Annotated in this window: 15 protein-coding genes; 7 read left to right on the plus strand and 8 right to left on the minus strand. The window is 70.9% G+C overall.

What is annotated here, in order from left to right:
• Positions 1 to 1,101, minus strand: coding sequence for a pyridoxal-phosphate dependent enzyme (locus ACZ4SA_RS00270; RefSeq protein ID WP_468267750.1), 1,101 nt, complete (start codon positions 1,099 to 1,101; stop codon positions 1 to 3).
• 192 nt (positions 1,102 to 1,293) lie between these two features.
• Here ACZ4SA_RS00270 and ACZ4SA_RS00275 point away from each other — a divergent pair, with 192 nt between their 5' ends.
• The gene (locus tag ACZ4SA_RS00275) at positions 1,294 to 2,871 is read left to right on the plus strand and encodes a S8 family peptidase (RefSeq protein WP_468267753.1); all 1,578 of its coding nucleotides are present in this window, start codon (positions 1,294 to 1,296) and stop codon (positions 2,869 to 2,871) included.
• Between the two features lie 26 nt (positions 2,872 to 2,897).
• Here ACZ4SA_RS00275 and ACZ4SA_RS00280 read toward each other — a convergent pair whose 3' ends face one another.
• On the minus strand, positions 2,898 to 3,245 hold the full coding sequence (locus ACZ4SA_RS00280) for a hypothetical protein (protein WP_468268486.1): 348 nt from the start codon (positions 3,243 to 3,245) through the stop codon (positions 2,898 to 2,900).
• Between the two features lie 239 nt (positions 3,246 to 3,484).
• Between ACZ4SA_RS00280 and ACZ4SA_RS00285 the strand changes: the two genes are divergently transcribed.
• The 5 genes from ACZ4SA_RS00285 (at position 3,485) to ACZ4SA_RS00305 (ending at position 8,496) form a co-directional block, all read left to right on the plus strand.
• On the plus strand, positions 3,485 to 4,237 hold the full coding sequence (locus ACZ4SA_RS00285) for a GntR family transcriptional regulator (protein ID WP_468267755.1): 753 nt from the start codon (positions 3,485 to 3,487) through the stop codon (positions 4,235 to 4,237).
• Positions 4,238 to 4,544: 307 nt separating this feature from the next.
• The gene (locus ACZ4SA_RS00290) at positions 4,545 to 4,724 is read left to right on the plus strand and encodes an SPOR domain-containing protein (RefSeq protein ID WP_468267758.1); all 180 of its coding nucleotides are present in this window, start codon (positions 4,545 to 4,547) and stop codon (positions 4,722 to 4,724) included.
• Between the two features lie 81 nt (positions 4,725 to 4,805).
• A complete protein-coding gene (locus ACZ4SA_RS00295; RefSeq protein ID WP_468267761.1) occupies positions 4,806 to 5,225 on the plus strand; it encodes a (deoxy)nucleoside triphosphate pyrophosphohydrolase in 420 nt (139 codons plus the stop codon).
• A gap of 124 nt (positions 5,226 to 5,349) precedes the next feature.
• Positions 5,350 to 5,766, plus strand: a complete 417-nt coding sequence (locus tag ACZ4SA_RS00300; RefSeq protein ID WP_468267764.1) for an ATP-binding protein — start codon at positions 5,350 to 5,352, stop codon at positions 5,764 to 5,766.
• 144 nt (positions 5,767 to 5,910) lie between these two features.
• A complete protein-coding gene (locus ACZ4SA_RS00305; RefSeq protein WP_468267767.1) occupies positions 5,911 to 8,496 on the plus strand; it encodes a SpoIIE family protein phosphatase in 2,586 nt (861 codons plus the stop codon).
• 57 nt (positions 8,497 to 8,553) lie between these two features.
• Here the strand turns inward: ACZ4SA_RS00305 and ACZ4SA_RS00310 are convergent, their stop codons facing one another.
• Positions 8,554 to 9,264 (minus strand): PspA/IM30 family protein, encoded by a 711-nt coding sequence (locus ACZ4SA_RS00310; protein WP_468267770.1) that lies wholly within the window; start codon positions 9,262 to 9,264, stop codon positions 8,554 to 8,556.
• 41 nt (positions 9,265 to 9,305) lie between these two features.
• On the minus strand, positions 9,306 to 11,381 hold the full coding sequence (locus ACZ4SA_RS00315) for a TPM domain-containing protein (RefSeq protein ID WP_468268428.1): 2,076 nt from the start codon (positions 11,379 to 11,381) through the stop codon (positions 9,306 to 9,308).
• Positions 11,382 to 11,467: 86 nt separating this feature from the next.
• On the opposite strand from ACZ4SA_RS00315, the gene ACZ4SA_RS00320 reads away from it, so the two are divergent.
• On the plus strand, positions 11,468 to 12,562 hold the full coding sequence (locus tag ACZ4SA_RS00320) for a glycoside hydrolase family 18 protein (protein ID WP_468267773.1): 1,095 nt from the start codon (positions 11,468 to 11,470) through the stop codon (positions 12,560 to 12,562).
• 140 nt (positions 12,563 to 12,702) lie between these two features.
• Here ACZ4SA_RS00320 and ACZ4SA_RS00325 read toward each other — a convergent pair whose 3' ends face one another.
• The 4 genes from ACZ4SA_RS00325 to ACZ4SA_RS00340 all read right to left on the minus strand — a co-directional run bounded on the left by ACZ4SA_RS00325 (position 12,703) and on the right by ACZ4SA_RS00340 (position 16,555).
• Positions 12,703 to 13,473: a succinate dehydrogenase/fumarate reductase iron-sulfur subunit gene (locus tag ACZ4SA_RS00325; protein ID WP_468267776.1), complete on the minus strand. Its 771-nt coding sequence runs from the start codon at positions 13,471 to 13,473 to the stop codon at positions 12,703 to 12,705.
• The gene (locus ACZ4SA_RS00330) at positions 13,470 to 15,395 is read right to left on the minus strand and encodes a fumarate reductase/succinate dehydrogenase flavoprotein subunit (protein ID WP_468267779.1); all 1,926 of its coding nucleotides are present in this window, start codon (positions 15,393 to 15,395) and stop codon (positions 13,470 to 13,472) included. Before ACZ4SA_RS00330 ends, ACZ4SA_RS00325 begins: the two co-directional genes overlap by 4 nt.
• Before the next feature lie 13 nt (positions 15,396 to 15,408).
• Complete coding sequence (locus ACZ4SA_RS00335) at positions 15,409 to 16,230, minus strand: hypothetical protein (protein ID WP_468267782.1); 822 nt, start codon at positions 16,228 to 16,230, stop codon at positions 15,409 to 15,411.
• 85 nt (positions 16,231 to 16,315) lie between these two features.
• Positions 16,316 to 16,555 (minus strand): hypothetical protein, encoded by a 240-nt coding sequence (locus ACZ4SA_RS00340; protein ID WP_468267785.1) that lies wholly within the window; start codon positions 16,553 to 16,555, stop codon positions 16,316 to 16,318.
• Between the last annotated feature and the right edge of the window lie 86 nt (positions 16,556 to 16,641).

Below are 16,641 nucleotides of genomic sequence, written 5' to 3' on the forward strand. Positions count from 1 at the left end.
TCACGGCGCCAGGCCGGTTTTCAGCCCCGCCCCGCACAGCGGCACCACGGCCGTGCGGTCGGCCCAGGCGCCTGCCGCCGCCCAGCACGCGACTCCCGTCGACTCGACGAAGAGTCCCCGCGCGGCCAGGTCCCGCTGCGCGGCGCGGATCTCGTCCTCGGTCACGGTCAGGAACGTTCCGCCCCACTCCCGTACCGCCCGCAGGATCTGCCGCGCCCGCGGGGGGTTCGGGACGGCGATGCCCTCGGCGAGGGTCGGGGCGCCGGGGGACGCGGCGAGCAGTTCGTCCGCGCCCCCGCGGAACGCCGCCGCGAGCGGTGACACCGCCTCCGCCTGGACGGCGATCAGCTGGGGGCGCGCGTCGATCAGTCCGTGCGTGTGGAGTTCGGTCAGTGCCTGCGCGGCGCCCAGCAGCAGGGTGCCGTTCCCGACGGGGACGACGATCGCATCCGGGAGCCGGCCGCCGAGCTCCTCCCACAGCTCGTAGACGTACGTCTTCGTCCCGTGCAGGAAGTACGGGTTGTAGACGTGGCTCGCGTAGAAGACGCCGGGCAGATCCGCCGCCGCGCGGGCGGCGTCGGCGGTGGCCTCGCGGTCACCGGGGACGAGCTCCAGCCGCGCGCCGTGCGCCCGGATCTGCTCGACCTTCTTGGCCGAGGTGGCTTCCGGGACGTACACGGTGCATTCCAGTCCGGCCCGCGCGCAGTACGCGGCGACGGCCGTGCCCGCGTTCCCGCTGCTGTCCGCGATCACTCGGGCGATCACACCCTGCGCCTCGAGCCGGCGGGCGAGTTCGGCCAGCATGACCGCGCCGCGGTCCTTGAAGGACAGGGTCGGCGTCAGGAAGTCGAGCTTCGCGGACACGGTCCCGGTGAGCGTGACGAGCGGTGTGCGTCCCTCGCCGAGCGAGGTCGCGGGCCCGGAGAGCGGCAGCGCCTCCTCGTACCGCCACAGTGAATTCACCCTGCTCGGCAGGGCGTTGAGCGGTACGGGCGAGGCGGTGAAGTCGAGGTCCCAGGGTCCGCGGCAGTCCGGGCAGCACCAGGTGGCAGAATCGACCGGCGAGATGGTTCCGCAGCCGGGGCAGTGGTAAGTCGTCATGATTCGCCAGCATGGCAGTCGTGTGGCGTGCCCGTTACGTGTGGGTCGGGCCTCTTGTGGGATTCCTATGGATCGGTCAATCTTTTCGCTCGACGGGCGTATGCGTATGACGCGGACTTGGAGTCGCGGAATTGGCATGCCCCTGTCGCTAACCCCCACAGCAACGCACCACCTATGAGGAGGACCCCTCACATGTCTGTGATGCGTGACTCGCGGCGAAGACTCGCCGCGGCCAGCGCCATAGCCGTCGCCGCGCTTGCGCTCGGCACCGCCTACGCCCTTCCGGCCACCGCGGTCGAGCCCGCACCCCAAGGCCTCATCCAGAACGCGGGCGCGCCCGGAGCCATCAAGGGCAGCTACATCGTCACGCTCGACGAGTCCGCCGCCGACGCGGGTTCCAGGGCGGGCAAGCGGCTCGCGGCCAAGTACGGTGCGCAGGTCAAGAAGACGTACAACGCCGCGCTGAACGGTTACTCCGTCGAGCTCTCCGAGGCGCAGGCCAAGAAGTTCGCCGCGGACCCGGCCGTCGACTCCGTCGTGCAGAACCGCGTCTTCAAGATCTCTGGCTCGCAGCCGAACCCGCCCTCCTGGGGCCTGGACCGGATCGACCAGAAGGCGCTGCCGCTGAACCAGAACTACATCTACCCCGACAGCGCTGGTGACGGTGTCACCGCGTACATCATCGACACCGGTGTGCGCATCTCCCACAGCGACTTCGGCGGCCGGGCGTTCAACGGCTACGACGCCATCGACAACGACAACACGGCGCAGGACGGCCACGGCCACGGCACGCACGTCGCCGGAACGGTCGCGGGGTCCGCGCACGGCGTGGCCAAGAAGGCCAAGATCGTCGGCGTCCGTGTGCTCAACAACCAGGGCTCCGGCACCACCGCGCAGGTCGTCGCCGGCATCGACTGGGTGACGCAGAACGCCGTGAAGCCGGCTGTCGCCAACATGAGCCTCGGCGGCGGCATCGACACCGCCCTCGACACCGCGGTGCGCAACTCCATCGCCTCCGGCATCACCTACGCGGTCGCCGCGGGCAACGACGGCTCCAACGCCTCCAACTACTCGCCCGCCCGCGTCTCCGAGGCCATCACCGTCGGCTCCACCACCAGCTCCGACGCGCGGTCGAGCTTCTCCAACTACGGCAGCGTGCTGGACATCTTCGCCCCGGGCTCGTCGATCAAGTCCGCCTGGAACACCAGCGACACGGCGACGAACACCATCTCCGGCACCTCGATGGCCACCCCGCACGTCGCCGGTGCGGCCGCGATCTACCTGGGACAGAACAAGACCGCGACCCCCGCCCAGGTGTCCTCCGCCCTGACGACCGCCGCCACCAGCGGTGTCGTGGGCAACCCGGGCTCCGGCTCCCCGAACCGCCTGCTCTACGTCGGTGACGGCGGCAGCACCGAGCCGCCCGGTGACACGTTCGAGAACACCGCGGACTACGCCATCAACGACCGCGCCACCGTCGAGTCGCCGATCACCGTCAGCGGTGTCACGGGCAACGCACCGACGGACCTGCGCGTGCCGGTCGACATCAAGCACACCTACATCGGTGACCTGCGGATCGACCTGGTCGCACCCGACGGCTCCGTGTACAACCTCAAGCCGTACGGCTCCGGCGGCAGCCTGGACAACGTGATCACCACCTACTCGGTGAACGCGTCCTCCGAGACCGCCAACGGCACGTGGAAGCTGCGGGTCAGCGACAACGCGTGGTGGGACACCGGCAAGATCGATTCGTGGGCGCTGCAGTTCTGAACGCTGCAGGCATGACAGTGCAGTTGTCAGCCACGAGCCGGTAACCGGCTGAGCATCACAGGGGGGCGGCCGCTCACGCGGCCGCCCCCTTCTGCATGGTTTCCGAGCCTCCCGGGCCGGACCGCGACCCCTGCCGGTCGGCGGCGGTCCAGCCCCCTGTCCACGGCGGCCATCAGCTCGCCGTCCGCGGTGTCCCCGTCGAGCGACCAGAACATCGCACCGCCCAGGCCCCTGTGGCTGTGACGATCGGTCTGGGCGGGGAGGGCGGACGGGGCGGGACCGGTGGGTGCGGCGGCCGCGACGGGGGCGAGGGCGGCGACGAGCGAGAGCGAGCAGACGGCAACGGCCGTCCGGACAAAGGTTCTCCGACGCATCGGACTCATTCCTGTGCGCGGACCGGAAAACGGATTCCGTGAACGGTGTCGTGTGCACAGGAACGTATTGGTATGGACCATTGACGTCAAGGGGTGGGGCCAGGCGGCCGTTCCTACCGGCGGTAAACCTCCCCCCACCGGCGAATCATCACTTCGAGTGAAACCTTGGCCCCTGCTTGCGGTCGGCGACCGTCGGTTGCGACGCTGTCGCGGTCTGTCAACCTGTTGGGGAGTGGCCAGTGACATTCGGTGAGCAGCCCGCCTACTTGCGCGTTGCGAGCGATCTCCGCGAGAAGATCGTGAACGGCTCGCTGCCGCCGCACACCCGACTCCCCTCCCAGGCCCGCATCCGCGAGGAGTACGGCGTCTCGGACACGGTCGCCCTCGAGGCCCGCAAGGTCCTGATGGCGGAGGGTCTGGTGGAGGGCCGCTCCGGGTCCGGGACGTATGTGCGCGAGAGGCCGGTGCCGCGCAGGGTCGCCCGCTCCGGCTTCCGGGCGCCGTCCGGGGCCAGTCCGTTCCGGCAGGAGCAGGCGGAGGAAGGCGCCCGGGGGAGCTGGGAGTCCAGCAGTGAGCAGGAGGCGGTCGCTCCCGAGGTGGCGGCCCGCCTCGGCATCAAGCCCGGCGACCGGGTGATGCGCACCCGCTATGTGTTCCGTGACGCGGGCGAGGCGATGATGCTCTCCACTTCCTGGGAGCCCCTCGAAGTCACCGGCCGCACACCGGTCATGCTCCCCGAGGAGGGCCCGCTCGGCGGCTGTGGAGTCGTCGAGCGGATGGCCGCCATCGACGTCGTCGTGGACAACGTGGTGGAGGAGGTCGGCGCCCGGCCCGGTCTTGCGGAGGAGCTGCTGGCGCTGGGCGGCGTGCCGGGCCATGTGGTGATGGTCGTCGAGCGGACGTACTACGCCTCGGGCCGGGCCGTCGAGACCGCGGACGTCGTCGTGCCGGCGGACCGCTACCGCGTCGCGTACCACCTGCCCGTGAAGTGACCGGCAGGCGGACAGGTCGTCCGCCTTCTTCCCGCCGCCGCGCCGATCGCGCCGGCGCGCGCCCGCCGATCGCGCCGGACCCTGCCCGCCCGGGGCGCCGGGCGCGCCTGCCCGAGATGCGCCGAGCGCGCGCCTGGCGCATCTCGGGCAGGAATGGGGTGTATCCGGCCGGATATGCGCCGCTCTTCTACCTCTTTGTAAAAACCCGTATCCGCTCCGTAAATGCCAGGCGTAGGCTTCGGCATATGCGTACTGCGGTTTCCTGGCGATCGTTACGGACGGCCAAGCTGGACGAGGGAGGGGTGCGATGACCGACAGCGGCACGATGCTTCCATGGCTCGTCATACGGCAGGACGACAACGGCAACTGCTACCGCGTCGGCAGGTATGCCACGAAGGATGAGGCGCAGAAGATCGCGGACACCCTCGACGGCCGCGGTCACAAGCAGCTCTACTGGGTCGAACGGATCGGCCGGACCGGCCACTGAGCCGTCGGCCGGACCGGCTGCTGAGCCGTCGGCCGGAGTGCTTTTCCCGAGTGCTCCGCCGCGCGCAGTACGCTCCGCCGCATGACTGATCGCGTGGTGGTCGTGGCCGGAGCCGTGTACGACAAGGGGCGGCTCCTCGCCGCGCGGCGCAGTGCGCCCGAGGATCTCGCCGGCCGCTGGGAGCTCCCGGGCGGCAAGCTGGAGCCGGGGGAGAGCCCCGAGCAGGCGCTGGTGCGCGAGCTGCGCGAGGAGCTGGGGATCGAGGCGGAGCCGGTGGAGCGCATCCCCGGCGAGTGGCCGCTGAAGCCCGGTTACGTACTGCGGGTGTGGACGGTCCGGCTGGTCTCCGGTGAGGCCAGGCCGCTCCAGGATCACGACGCGCTGCGCTGGCTGGCGCCCGGCGAGTTGGATGACGTCGACTGGCTCGAGCAGGACCGGCCCGCGGTGGCCGAGTGGGCGCGCCGCCACAGTGGGAGCTCGCGGGAGGGCGTGCGCCGGTGAGTTGCGCGCCGTTCGAGCCGCGGTGCATCCATTGAGGTCCGGGTGCGGTAACACGACCCGAAAGTAGGGTATGTCCCCACTAACCGCCCGAAACGGGACACGGGTCCGCTGGTGGTCTGGGGAAGTGATCGGCGTGATCGGCACCAAAGGCGAATGCGCCGAGTGGACCTTTCCGGCCGAGCCCGATGTGGTGCGCACGGCCCGCCATGCCGTCCGCGACACCTTGAGAGAGTGGGGAGTGGACGCGTCGGTCGGGGATGTGACAGTGCTGCTGGTCAGTGAGCTCGTGACCAATTCCCAGCGGTACACCCCCGGTCCCATCGGCGTTCGGCTGTTCCGCCAGGACGGCACCGGCACCGCCCCCGCTCTGCTGGTCGAGGTCTCCGATCCGCTTCCGGATCCGCCTGTCGAACGGTCCGCCCGCGCCGAGGACGAAAGCGGACGCGGACTGCAACTGGTGGCCTGTTCCGCTCGGCGCTGGGGCACGCGGCGGGGCAGGACGGGCAAGACCGTGTGGTTCGAGCTGGCTCTCCCTGGTTAGAAGTGGGGAGGGACGACGATCACGCAGGCGGCTCGAAATGAACGAGACCTCTCTGTGATCGTGAACGCCGTGCCGGTGGGGGCCGTAGTGCTGAATACTGCGGTCATGGCCGGTCCGGTGCGGTGAGCTGGAGGGGACGGTCGCGTGAGCGAAATACCTGAGACGGCGAGCGATGTCGTGTGGCAGAGCAGCCCGCCTGGCTCGATCTATGACTACATCAAGGTGGCCTCCTTCTCGATCGGCCGTGACGGCCTGGTCGACCAGTGGAGCCACCGAGCCGTGGAGCTGTTCGGCATCACTGCCGACGAGGTCAGGGGCAAGGACCCGGTCGAGGCCTTCATGCCGGCGGAGCTCCGCCCGAGAGGCCACCGCAAGGTCGCGGAGATCCTCGACGGCAAGGAGTGGACGGGACTCGTCCCGTTCCGGATGCCGGGCGGGAGCCGTGTGCACGGCCTCGCCGAGGTCTATGTGATGCCCAGCCAGACGCCCCGGGGCGAACAGGCCGCGCTCTGCATCGTCGTCGACGTGCGCGCACTGCGAAGGATCGAGACGGATCTCGCCGCCTCGCAGGCCATTTTCGGTCAATCTCCTTTCGGTTTCCTGTTCTTCGGTACCGATCTCACCGTGCAGCGCGCCAACCAGCGCTTCGCCACCGTCTTCGGAGGCGCCGCCGACGACCACAGAGGGCGCACCGTCCACGACTACCTCTCCCGCCCCGAAGCCGAGCGGATGAACGCTGCCCTGCGGAGGGTGCTGGAGACCGGCGAATCCGTCACCGACCTGCAGATCGTCGGCGCCCCGCCCGGTAGTACGGACCGCAGGCACTGGTCGGTCAACCTCTACCGCGTGCACGGCGGTTCCGGCCGGCCCGTCGGCGTCGCCGGCCTCGGCACCGACGTCACACGCCGTCATATCGCCGCCCGCGAAGCCGCGAACGCCCGCCGCAATCTCGCACTCCTCAACGAGGCGAGCGCGCGCATCGGCAACTCCCTCGACCTGGAGACCACTGCCCGCGAACTCCTCGACGTCGCCGTCCCCGGATTCTGCGACCTCGCCTCCGTCGACCTCTACCAGGGACTGCTCACCGGCGACGAGGCCCCGCCCGGCCAGTGGGGGTCCGCCCGCTCGGAGGGCTTCGGGGGAGGCAGCGCCGAACTGCGCCGGGTCGCCTTCGCCAGCGCCGTCTCCGACGGCCCGCTGATGACCACCCCGGGCTGCGCGCCCGAAGGGGCCGCTCCCACCGCCGTCGGCGAGGTCCACCGCTACCCGTTCAACTCGCCCTGCGCCGGGGCCCTGCGCACCGCGAGGGTGCGCTCGATCCCCGGCGAGGACGGAAGCCTCGTCCAGTCGACCCTGGCCGTGCCGATGGTCGCGCACGACACGGTCGTCGGACTGGTGCAGTTCTCCAGGACCAAGGGCAGCGAGCCCTTCGGGGAGCGGGACCGGGCCCTCGCCGTCGAGCTCGCCGCCCGCGCCGCCGTCTGCATCGACAACGCCCGCCTGTACCGCAGGGAGCACGAGCGCGCACTCATCCTGCAGCGCAGTCTGCTGCCGCCCGGCGACCCGGAGGCCGCCGGCCTCGACATCGCCTGCCGCTACCTGCCGGGCACCACCGCCACCGAGGTGGGCGGCGACTGGTTCGACGTCATAGAACTGCCCGGGCACCGCACCGCGCTGGTGGTCGGCGATGTGATGGGCCGCGGACTGCGGGCCGCCGTCGCCATGGGCGAACTGCGCACCGCCGTACGGACCTTGGCGCTGCTCGACCTCGAACCGGCGGAAGTGCTCTCCGCGCTCGACGAGATCGCCCGCGGACTCGGCAGCCCCGCCAAGGGCGGCCGCTCCGGAGGCGGCGGCGCCCAGGTCCCTTCGCGCGTCGCCCACAAGTCCCGCGAGGCAGACCTCTCCGAGGTCTATCTCGCCACCTGCGTCTACGCCGTCTACGACCCCGTCACCCGCCGCTGCACCTTCGCCAACGCCGGTCATCTTCCCCCCGTTCTCGTCGAACCCGGCGAGGAAGCACTTCTGCTGGACGTGCCTCCCGGGATGCCGCTCGGAGTGGGCGGCGAGCCCTTCGAGGAAGTGGAGGTCGAACTCGCCGAGGGCGCGCTTCTCGCGCTCTACACCGACGGGCTGGTCGAGTCCCGCGAGCATCCGCTCGACGAGGGGCTGCGCGCCTTCCGCACCGCGCTCACCGACCCTGTGCACCCCCTCGAGGACGTCTGCGACCACGTGCTCGGCACCCTCGAGACCAGGCACGGCGAGGACGACATCGCGCTGCTGATGGCCCGCATACAGGGCCTGCCCGCGGAGGCCGTCGGCGACTGGCGGCTGCCGCGCGAGCCCCGTTCCGTGGGCCGGGCCCGCGAGCTGGCCCGCGCCCAGCTGATCAGCTGGGACCTCGAGCCCCTCATCGACACCGTCGAGCTCCTGGTCAGCGAGCTCGTCACCAACGCGCTGCGTTACGGCGAGGGCGAGATCCGGCTGCGGCTGCTGCAGGACCGGACCCTCGTCTGCGAGGTATGGGACGCGGGCCTCGTCCAGCCCAGGCGCCGCCGCGCCCGCGACACCGACGAGGGCGGCCGCGGCCTGCAACTGGTCGGGTTGCTGAGCGCGGCGTGGGGCTCGCGGAGGACGCCGCGCGGCAAAACGGTCTGGTTCGAGCTGGCGCTGCCGGACGGGGAGGGGTCGGCGGAGCCGACGGTGGAGCAGCTGCTGAGCATGTTCTGACGTCGGCGGGTGCGGCCGCTCCGGGGAGGCGAGAACGCTCACGCAGCGGAGCCGTCGCTATGCCGCCTTGAGCGCCGTCAGCCTCGCCTCGATCTCCGCGTCGTCGCTCGTGGCGTCCAACTGCTCGAACTGCGCGTCCAGCGACGACGCCGCGAGCTCCTGCTTTCCCATTGCCCGCGCCTCCTCGCGCCGCACCTTGTCCTCGAAGCGGTGCAGTTCGCTCGTCGGGTCGAGGACGTCGACGCGCTTCACGGCGTCCATCATCCGGTTCTGCGCCTCGGCGGACTTCGCGCGCGCCACCAGCTCGTCCCGCTTCGCCTGCAACTCGCCGAGCTTTGCCTTCATCTGCTCCAGGCCCGACTTGAGCTTGTCGACGACGACCGTCTGGGAGGCGATCGTCGGCTCCGCGGTCTTCGCCTCCTGCTCGGACTGCAGCTGTCTGCCCAGCGCCACCTTCGCCAGGTTGTCGAACCTGTCGGCCTCCGCGGTCCGCCCCGAGCCGCGCAGCTCGTCCGCCTTCCTGCTGGCCGCCAGCGCCTTGACGCCCCACTCCCGGGCCGCCTCCACATCCTCCTGATGGTCCTGTTCCATGAGGCGCAGACTGCCGATGGTGCTCGCCACCGCCTGCTCCGCCTCGGCGATGTTGTTCGTGTAGTCGCGGATCAGCTGGTCGAGCATCATCTGCGGGTCCTCGGCCTGGTCCAGCAGGGCGTTGATGTTCGCCTTCGCCAGCTGGGCGACCCGGCCGAGAACGGTCTGCTTGGTCATGCCATTGCTCCTTGAACGCAGTACGGACAACAGGACGTGTGTCAGAAACGGCCGCCGCCCATCCGGCCACGTGTGCCCCCGCCGCCGAAGCTGCCGGGTCCGCCTCCGAAACCATCGCGCCGGCCCCCGCCCCTTCCCCCGCCGCCGAACATTCCGCCGAGGATGATCCCGCCGAGCACCGCGCCCCCGAGACCACCACCTCCCGCGCCTCCTGCTCCTGTTGCACCGCCCGGCCCGAAAGGGTTGCCGAATCCGCGCACATCGTTCTCCGCCAGGCTCTGCGCCTGCTGGGCCAGCCAGTCCGCGCGCTGCGCCTCTGTCAGCGCGGCCTGCGGATCGGCCCCGGCTCCGTCCCCCGCGGCCAGCATCTCCGCACGCTCCAGCCGCCGCCGCGCCTCCGCCAGCCGCGTCCGGGCCTCGCTGCCGACGGCGCCGCGGTGCGTGGTGACGAAGTCGGCGGCGGCGCCGACGCCGGAGCGGGCAGCGAGCATCGCCCGTTCCAGCAGAGCCCGGGTACGCCGCGCGCCCTGCTCGCTCTCCCGTACCCCGCCCAGTGCCTCGTCCAGGCCGGCGTCGGCCCGTTCCACCCGGCGCAGGGCGTCGATGGGGTCGTACGGTCCTGCCTCCATCGTGCCGCGCACCTCCGCGACCACGGTCTCCGCCCGCGCGATCCGGCCTTGGAGCGTGGCGGTCGACGTGCCTTCCTCCGTGCCCTCGAGCAGTCCGCGCGCCTCTGCAAGGTCCGTCTCCGTCTCGGTCAGCGCGCCCGGCAGCTTCCCCGCCGCCTCCGCCAGCTCCTGCGCCCGCCGGTCGACGGCCTCGACGAGTCGGGCAGCCTGAGCGACGGCCCCCTCCGAGGCCCGTACCTGAACGGCCGCCGCGCCGTTGTCGTCGGCCGCGATCGCCTGCCGGGCGCGGTCGAGGCCGGCCGTCGCGAAGTCCAGCCGGTCCTTGGCCTGCTCCACGTCGTTTGCGACGGGCGCCGCGGCAGAAGGGGCGTACCGCTCGCGCATCACGCCGAGGGTCGCCTCCGCGCTGACGATCCGGCCGTTCACGTCGCCGAAGGCGGCCTCGGCCGCGGCGAGTGCCTGCGGCGCGTTCCGCTCCAGGTCACGCAGCCGGTCGAAGTCCTCGGACTCGGCGTCGAGCCGGCGATTGGCCTCGGTGCAGCGGGCCACGATCTCGTCCAGCATTCTGCGGCGGGTGGCGTCGTCCTCGGGATACGCGTCGTCCAGTTGCTGACACAGGCGGAATGCTGCGGTCAGCTCGTTCTGGGCCTGCACCACCGCCTCGGTGAACGGTTTCGCCGCGTCGTCACCGAACTGCGCCGCCGCGAAACCCAGTTCCTCCTGGCTGGTGCGCACCGCGTCGTCCGTGTCCACCAGGGCCTGCCGGGCCTTCGCGTCGAGCTCGGGGAGCGAGGTCTGCTCCGGCGCCCCCCAGCCCTCCTGGCCGCCCCGCGGTGTGGTGCGGGTGGCCGTGCGCCGCTTGCGTCTGGTGTACGTGTAGACGGCGATCGCGCCGGCGCCGCCGAGCACCGCGATCGGCAGGACGAGATCGCCCGCGCCCGTCCCGGCGCCACCGCCCGCGCCGGGCTCGGCCTCTCCGGGGGTGATGTCCACCGTGGGTACGGGCTCTCCGGCCAGCACGGCGCCGTAGCCGTCCGCCGCCCCGATGGCCGCGCCCGCCCAGTCGTTCTCCCGCAGCGCAGGCTCCACCGCCACGGCGGCGACCTCCGCGAGCTGCGCGTCGGTCAGGCGTGAGGCGTCGTCGGCCCAGTAGGCGTACTGCCGGTCCTGGGTGGCGACGGCGAGCAGGGCGTCGCTCTGCCCGAGCCCGTTCCTGTCCGCGGTCGCCGCCGCCCACTGCTGCGCGGAGCGGCCGGAGAAGTCGGTCACGTACACGACGAAGAGCTGCAGCCGCTGCCCCTGGTAGAGCCGGTCCAGGGCCCGGGTCACCTGTGCCTCGCGGTCGTCCAGAGCCCCGGCGCGGTCGGTGATCTGGCCCTGGCGTGAGAGGTCCACCGGTTCGTCGGCAACGGCTCCCGCGGCGGCGGGCACGATCAGCCACCATGCCGCCGCCAGTGCGGCGAGGAGGGCGCGGGTGGCTGCTCGCATCACATTTCGGAGGCTAAGTCGCGCTCTGTCCCGCCGCGACCGGACGCCGGCGGAACCGCAGGAGCCCCTGCGCGGTCTTGCGTCCCATGGGGATCAAAAACGGAGCAGGAACAGGCACGCGGCCGCGTGCCCTGGGGCGTGCGGTCGTACGGGGATGGCGGAGCCGGCGGCTGAAGTGGCCGAAGAGGATCGCCCTCGCGCTGGCGCTGGTCCTGCTGGTCCCGCCGCTCGCCGGGGCGGTGGCGTTGCGCTTCAACTACGCGGGCGGCACCGAGGACGGCACCCGCACGCGCGGCAAGGACGCGATATGGCTCGGGCACGCCTGGGTGGACGGCCGCAAGAAGGACGCCGACGTCGTGGCCTTCGCCGAGCGGATCCGGGGCACGGGCATCAAGGACCTGTACGTGCACGCGGGACCGCTCGAGCACGACGGAACGCTGCCCGCCGACCGCTACCCCCGTGCACGGTGGCTGATCGACGCGGTGCACCGCGAGATGCCGGGCATCCGCATCCAGGCCTGGCTGGGCGACGTGCTCGCCACCGAGGGGCCGAACGGGCTCCACCTGGACGACGAGAGGTCACGGGCCTCGGTGGTGGCCTCCGCCCGGCAGATCCTCGACGCCGGTTTCGAGGGCGTCCACTTCGACCTCGAACCGCTGCTCTCCGGCGACCGCGACTATCTGTCGCTGCTCGACGATCTGCGCGAGCTGACCTCGAGCCGCAAGGCGCAGCTGTCCGTCGCGGCGCATCAGATAGACCCCCTGCCGGCCGCGCACCGCGTGAACGGCGCGCTCACCGGCCGCCAGAAGTGGTGGTCGCAGCAGTTCTTCGGCGAGGTGGCACGGCGCGTCGACCAGATCGCCGTCATGTCCTACGACACCTGGATGCCGCTGGAGAGTCTCTACGGCGGCTATGTCGCACAGCAGACCACGCTGGCGCTCGAGGTCACACCGGAGAGCACCGATCTGCTGATGGGGCTGCCGTTCTTCCACGAGGACGACTGGGGCCATCACGAGAACGCCGAGACGGTCGCGGCAGCGGTCCGCGGCACCCGCCTCGGCCTCGGGCGCACCGATCGCGAGCGCGAGCGGTTCGGGGTCGCGCTGTACGTGGACTTCGCGGCGCTCGACGAGGACTGGGCGGCGTACCGGGAGGGCTGGGGCCGGCTCCCGCAGAGCTGACGACCCGCAGGACCGCAGGGCGGGCTGGGCGACGCCGAGCTGCCGCCGAGCGCCCTCGGCGCGCTCCGGCGGCAGCTCCAGGCCGTACGTCAACGCCCCCGAGACGGCCCGCCCTTCGTGAAACGAGCGGGACGGAACGATCAGCCCTCCCGGCGCCTGATCTTGTTGCCCAGCCACACCAGTGGGTCGTACTTGCGGTCGGCGGCTCGCTCCTTCAGCGGGATCAGAGCGTTGTCCGTGATCTTGATGCCTTCGGGGCACACCTCCGTGCAGCACTTGGTGATGTTGCAATAGCCGAGTCCGTGCTCGTCCTGAGCGGTCGTCCTGCGGTCCACGCCCGCCTCGGAGGCCGAGTCCAGGGGGTGCATGTCCAGTTCGGCCACCCGCATCAGGAAGCGCGGTCCGGCGAACGCGGTCTTGTTCTCCTCGTGGTCACGCACCACATGGCAGGTGTCCTGGCACAGGAAGCACTCGATGCACTTACGGAACTCCTGCGACCGCTCCACGTCGATCTGCTGCATCCGGTAGTCACCGGCCGCGACTCCCGCGGGCGGCGCGAAGGACGGGATCTCCCTGGCCTTCGCATAGTTGAAGGAGACGTCGGTGACCAGATCCCGGACCACGGGGAACGCGCGGAGCGGGGTGACCGTGATCGTCTCGTCCGGCGAGAAGACCGACATGCGCGTCATGCACAGCAGACGCGGACGGCCGTTGATCTCCGCGCTGCACGAACCGCATTTGCCGGCCTTGCAGTTCCAGCGGACCGCGAGATCGGACGCCTGGGTGGCCTGCAGGCGGTGGACGATGTCGAGGACGACCTCTCCGTCGTTCACCTCGACGGTGAAGTCCTCGAGGCCGCCACCGTCCTGGTCGCCCCGCCACACCCTGAAGTGGGCCTGGTACGCACTCACTCGGTCAGCTCCTCTTCGGCGAGGTACTTGACCAGCTCTTCCTTCTCGAAGAGGCCGAGCAGGTCGGGACGGATGGGTTCGGTCGTCGTCCGCTCGAGTTCGATCCGGCCGTCCGCCGGATCGCTGGTCGCGGGGTCGCCCGGCTCCTTGAGCCGGCACACCAGGTTGGCCCGGCGCCATTCGCGTTCCATGCCGGGGCAGTCCTCACGGGTGTGGCCGCCCCGGCTCTCCGTGCGCTCGAGCGCCGCCCGTGCGATGCACTCGCTGACGAGCAGCATGTTCCGCAGGTCCAGTGAGAGGTGCCAGCCGGGGTTGAACTGCCGATGGCCCTCGACCCCGGCCCGGCTCGCCCGCGCGCGCAGCTCGGCCAGCTTCTCCAGGGCCTGCTCCATCTCGCCCGCGCGCCGGATGATGCCGACCAGGTCGTTCATCGTCTGCTGCAGTTCCTGGTGGAGCGTGTAGGGGTTCTCCGGCGCCGCCCCGTCCGTCGGGCCCTCCGCGCTGAACGGGCGCAGCGCCTCCGCCGCGGCCGCGTCGATCTGGACCTCGTCGACGGCGGGGCGCGCGGGGAGCCGCTGGGCGTACTCGGCCGCGTGGAGTCCGGCCCGGCGGCCGAAGACGAGCAGGTCGGACAGGGAGTTCCCGCCGAGGCGATTGGAGCCGTGCATTCCGCCCGCGACCTCGCCGGCCGCGAACAGCCCGGGGACGCCGAGTGCGGCGGCGGTGTCCGACTCGACGGCGATGCCGCCCATCACGTAGTGGCAGGTGGGCCCGACCTCCATGGCCTCCGCCGTGATGTCCACGTCGGCCAGCTCCTTGAACTGGTGGTACATCGACGGCAGCCGGCGCCGGATGACGTCGGCCGGCATCCGCGTCGAGACGTCGAGGAACACCCCGCCGTGCGGGGAGCCGCGGCCCGCCTTGACCTCGGCGTTGATGGCCCGCGCCACCTCGTCACGGGGCAGCAGCTCGGGGGGACGGCGGTTGTTGTCCGGGTCGTCGTACCATCGGTCGCCCTCGTCCTCCGACTGCGCGTACTTCTCCTTGAACACGTCGGGGACGTAGTCGAACATGAACCGCTTGCCCTCGGAGTTGCGCAGCACTCCGCCGTCTCCGCGCACCGACTCGGTGACGAGGATGCCCTTCACGGACGGCGGCCAGACCATCCCGGTCGGATGGAACTGCACGAACTCCATGTTCAGCAGCGGTGCGCCGGCGAGCAGCGCCAGCGCGTGCCCGTCGCCGGTGTACTCCCACGAGTTGGAGGTCACCTTGAAGGACTTGCCGATCCCGCCGGTCGCCAGGACGACGGACGGGGCCTCGAGGACGAAGAAGCGGCCGGACTCCCGCTCGTAGCAGAAGACGCCGGAGACGCTGCCGTCCTCCTTGAGCACCCGGGTGACCGTGCACTCCTGGAAGACCTTCAAACCGGCCTCGTAGTCGCCGAGTTCGCGTTTGTCCTCCTGCTGCAGCGCGACGATCTTCTGCTGGAGGGTGCGGATCAGTTCAAGGCCGGTGCGGTCGCCGACGTGCGCGAGGCGCGGGTACTCGTGGCCGCCGAAATTGCGCTGGGAGATCCGGCCGTCCGCGGTGCGGTCGAAGAGGGCGCCCCAGGTCTCCAGTTCCCACACCCGGTCCGGTGCCTCGCGGGCGTGCAGCTCGGCCATCCGCCACTGGTTGAGGAACTTCCCGCCGCGCATCGTGTCGCGGAAGTGCACCTGCCAGTTGTCGCCCTGGTTCACATTGCCCATGGAGGCGGCGATGCCGCCCTCCGCCATGACGGTGTGCGCCTTGCCGAACAGGGACTTGCAGATCACCGCCGTACGCGCGCCCCGCTCGCGCGCCTCAATGGCGGCGCGCAGGCCCGCGCCGCCCGCGCCCACGACGACGACGTCCCACTGCTGCCGTTCGAGCTCAGTCATCAGGACCTTCCATCTAGAACAGCCTCGGATCGTCGAAGGCGCCGGACGCGACGAGATAGACGTAGAAGTCGGCGAGCGCGACGCTGAACAGCGACGCCCATGCGAGCTGCATGTGGCGGGCGTTCAGCGTGCCGACCCAGCCCCACAGCCGGTAGCGGACAGGGTGCTTGGAGAAGTGCCGCAGTCTGCCGCCGACGATGTGCCGGCAGGAGTGGCAGGAGAGGGTGTACGCCCAGATCAGCACGATGTTGATCAGGAAGACGATCGTGCCGAGGCCCATGTGGCCCCACGCGTAGTCCTCGTCGCGGAAGGCGAGAACGGTGTCGTAGGTGAGGATCCCGGCCACCGGTAGGGCGGCGTAGAAGAAGTACCGGTGGATGTTCTGCATGATCAGCGGGAAGCGGGTCTCGCCGGTGTACTTCTTGTGCGGCTCGGCGACCGCGCAGGCCGGGGGCGAGGCCCAGAAGCCCCGGTAGTAGGCCTTGCGGTAGTAGTAGCAGGTCAGCCGGAAGCCGAGGGGGAAGATCAGGATCAGCAGGGCGGGGGAGAGGCTCCACCAGCTGCCGAAGATCTCCCAGTTGGGGCCGGACCGCATCGGTACGCAGTTCTCGGCCAGACAGGGCGAGTAGAACGGCGAGACATACGGCGCCGCGTAGTAGTCGGCGTTCGCGAACGCGCGCCACGTCGAGTAGACGATGAAGGCGAGCAGCCCGGCGGCGGTCAGGGCCGGGGCGAGCCACCAGCGGTCCGTCCGCAGATGGCGGGGGCCGATGGCGGCGCGTGAGGCCCCGTGCACGCCTGTATTGACTTGTGGTGGTTCGGTATCTGTGGCCAACGAAGACTCCGGGTGGAGTGGGATCGGGGGGTGGGCTCCGTTGAGCCGGCCGACTTACGGCCGGCTCCCGCCGTACGCGCCCCGGTCAGGGCGCGTGCCGGTCGCGGACGCCCAGTCCCTCGTCGTCCGAGTCCGTCCACAGGGCGTTGTCGTAGGGGGCGTCCGGGATGGTGACCAGCTCGGGGCGGACCGGGGTCGCCTGCACGTCGGCAGGGGCCGGCCCGGAGCCGCGGAGCTGGTCGACGGTCTGTTCCAGCTGCCCGACGCGCCGGACCAGCTCGTCGAGACGGCTCTGGATCGCCGCCAGGTCTTCTTGCTCTGACATGACTTGCCCTCACTTCCGCAGGGTGCGGTGGCATCGCTCATGCGCCTGCGAGTGTCGCGCGTCACATCCCCCCTTGTGAAGGGATG

Source organism: Streptomyces sp. NPDC027962 (assembly GCF_055566095.1).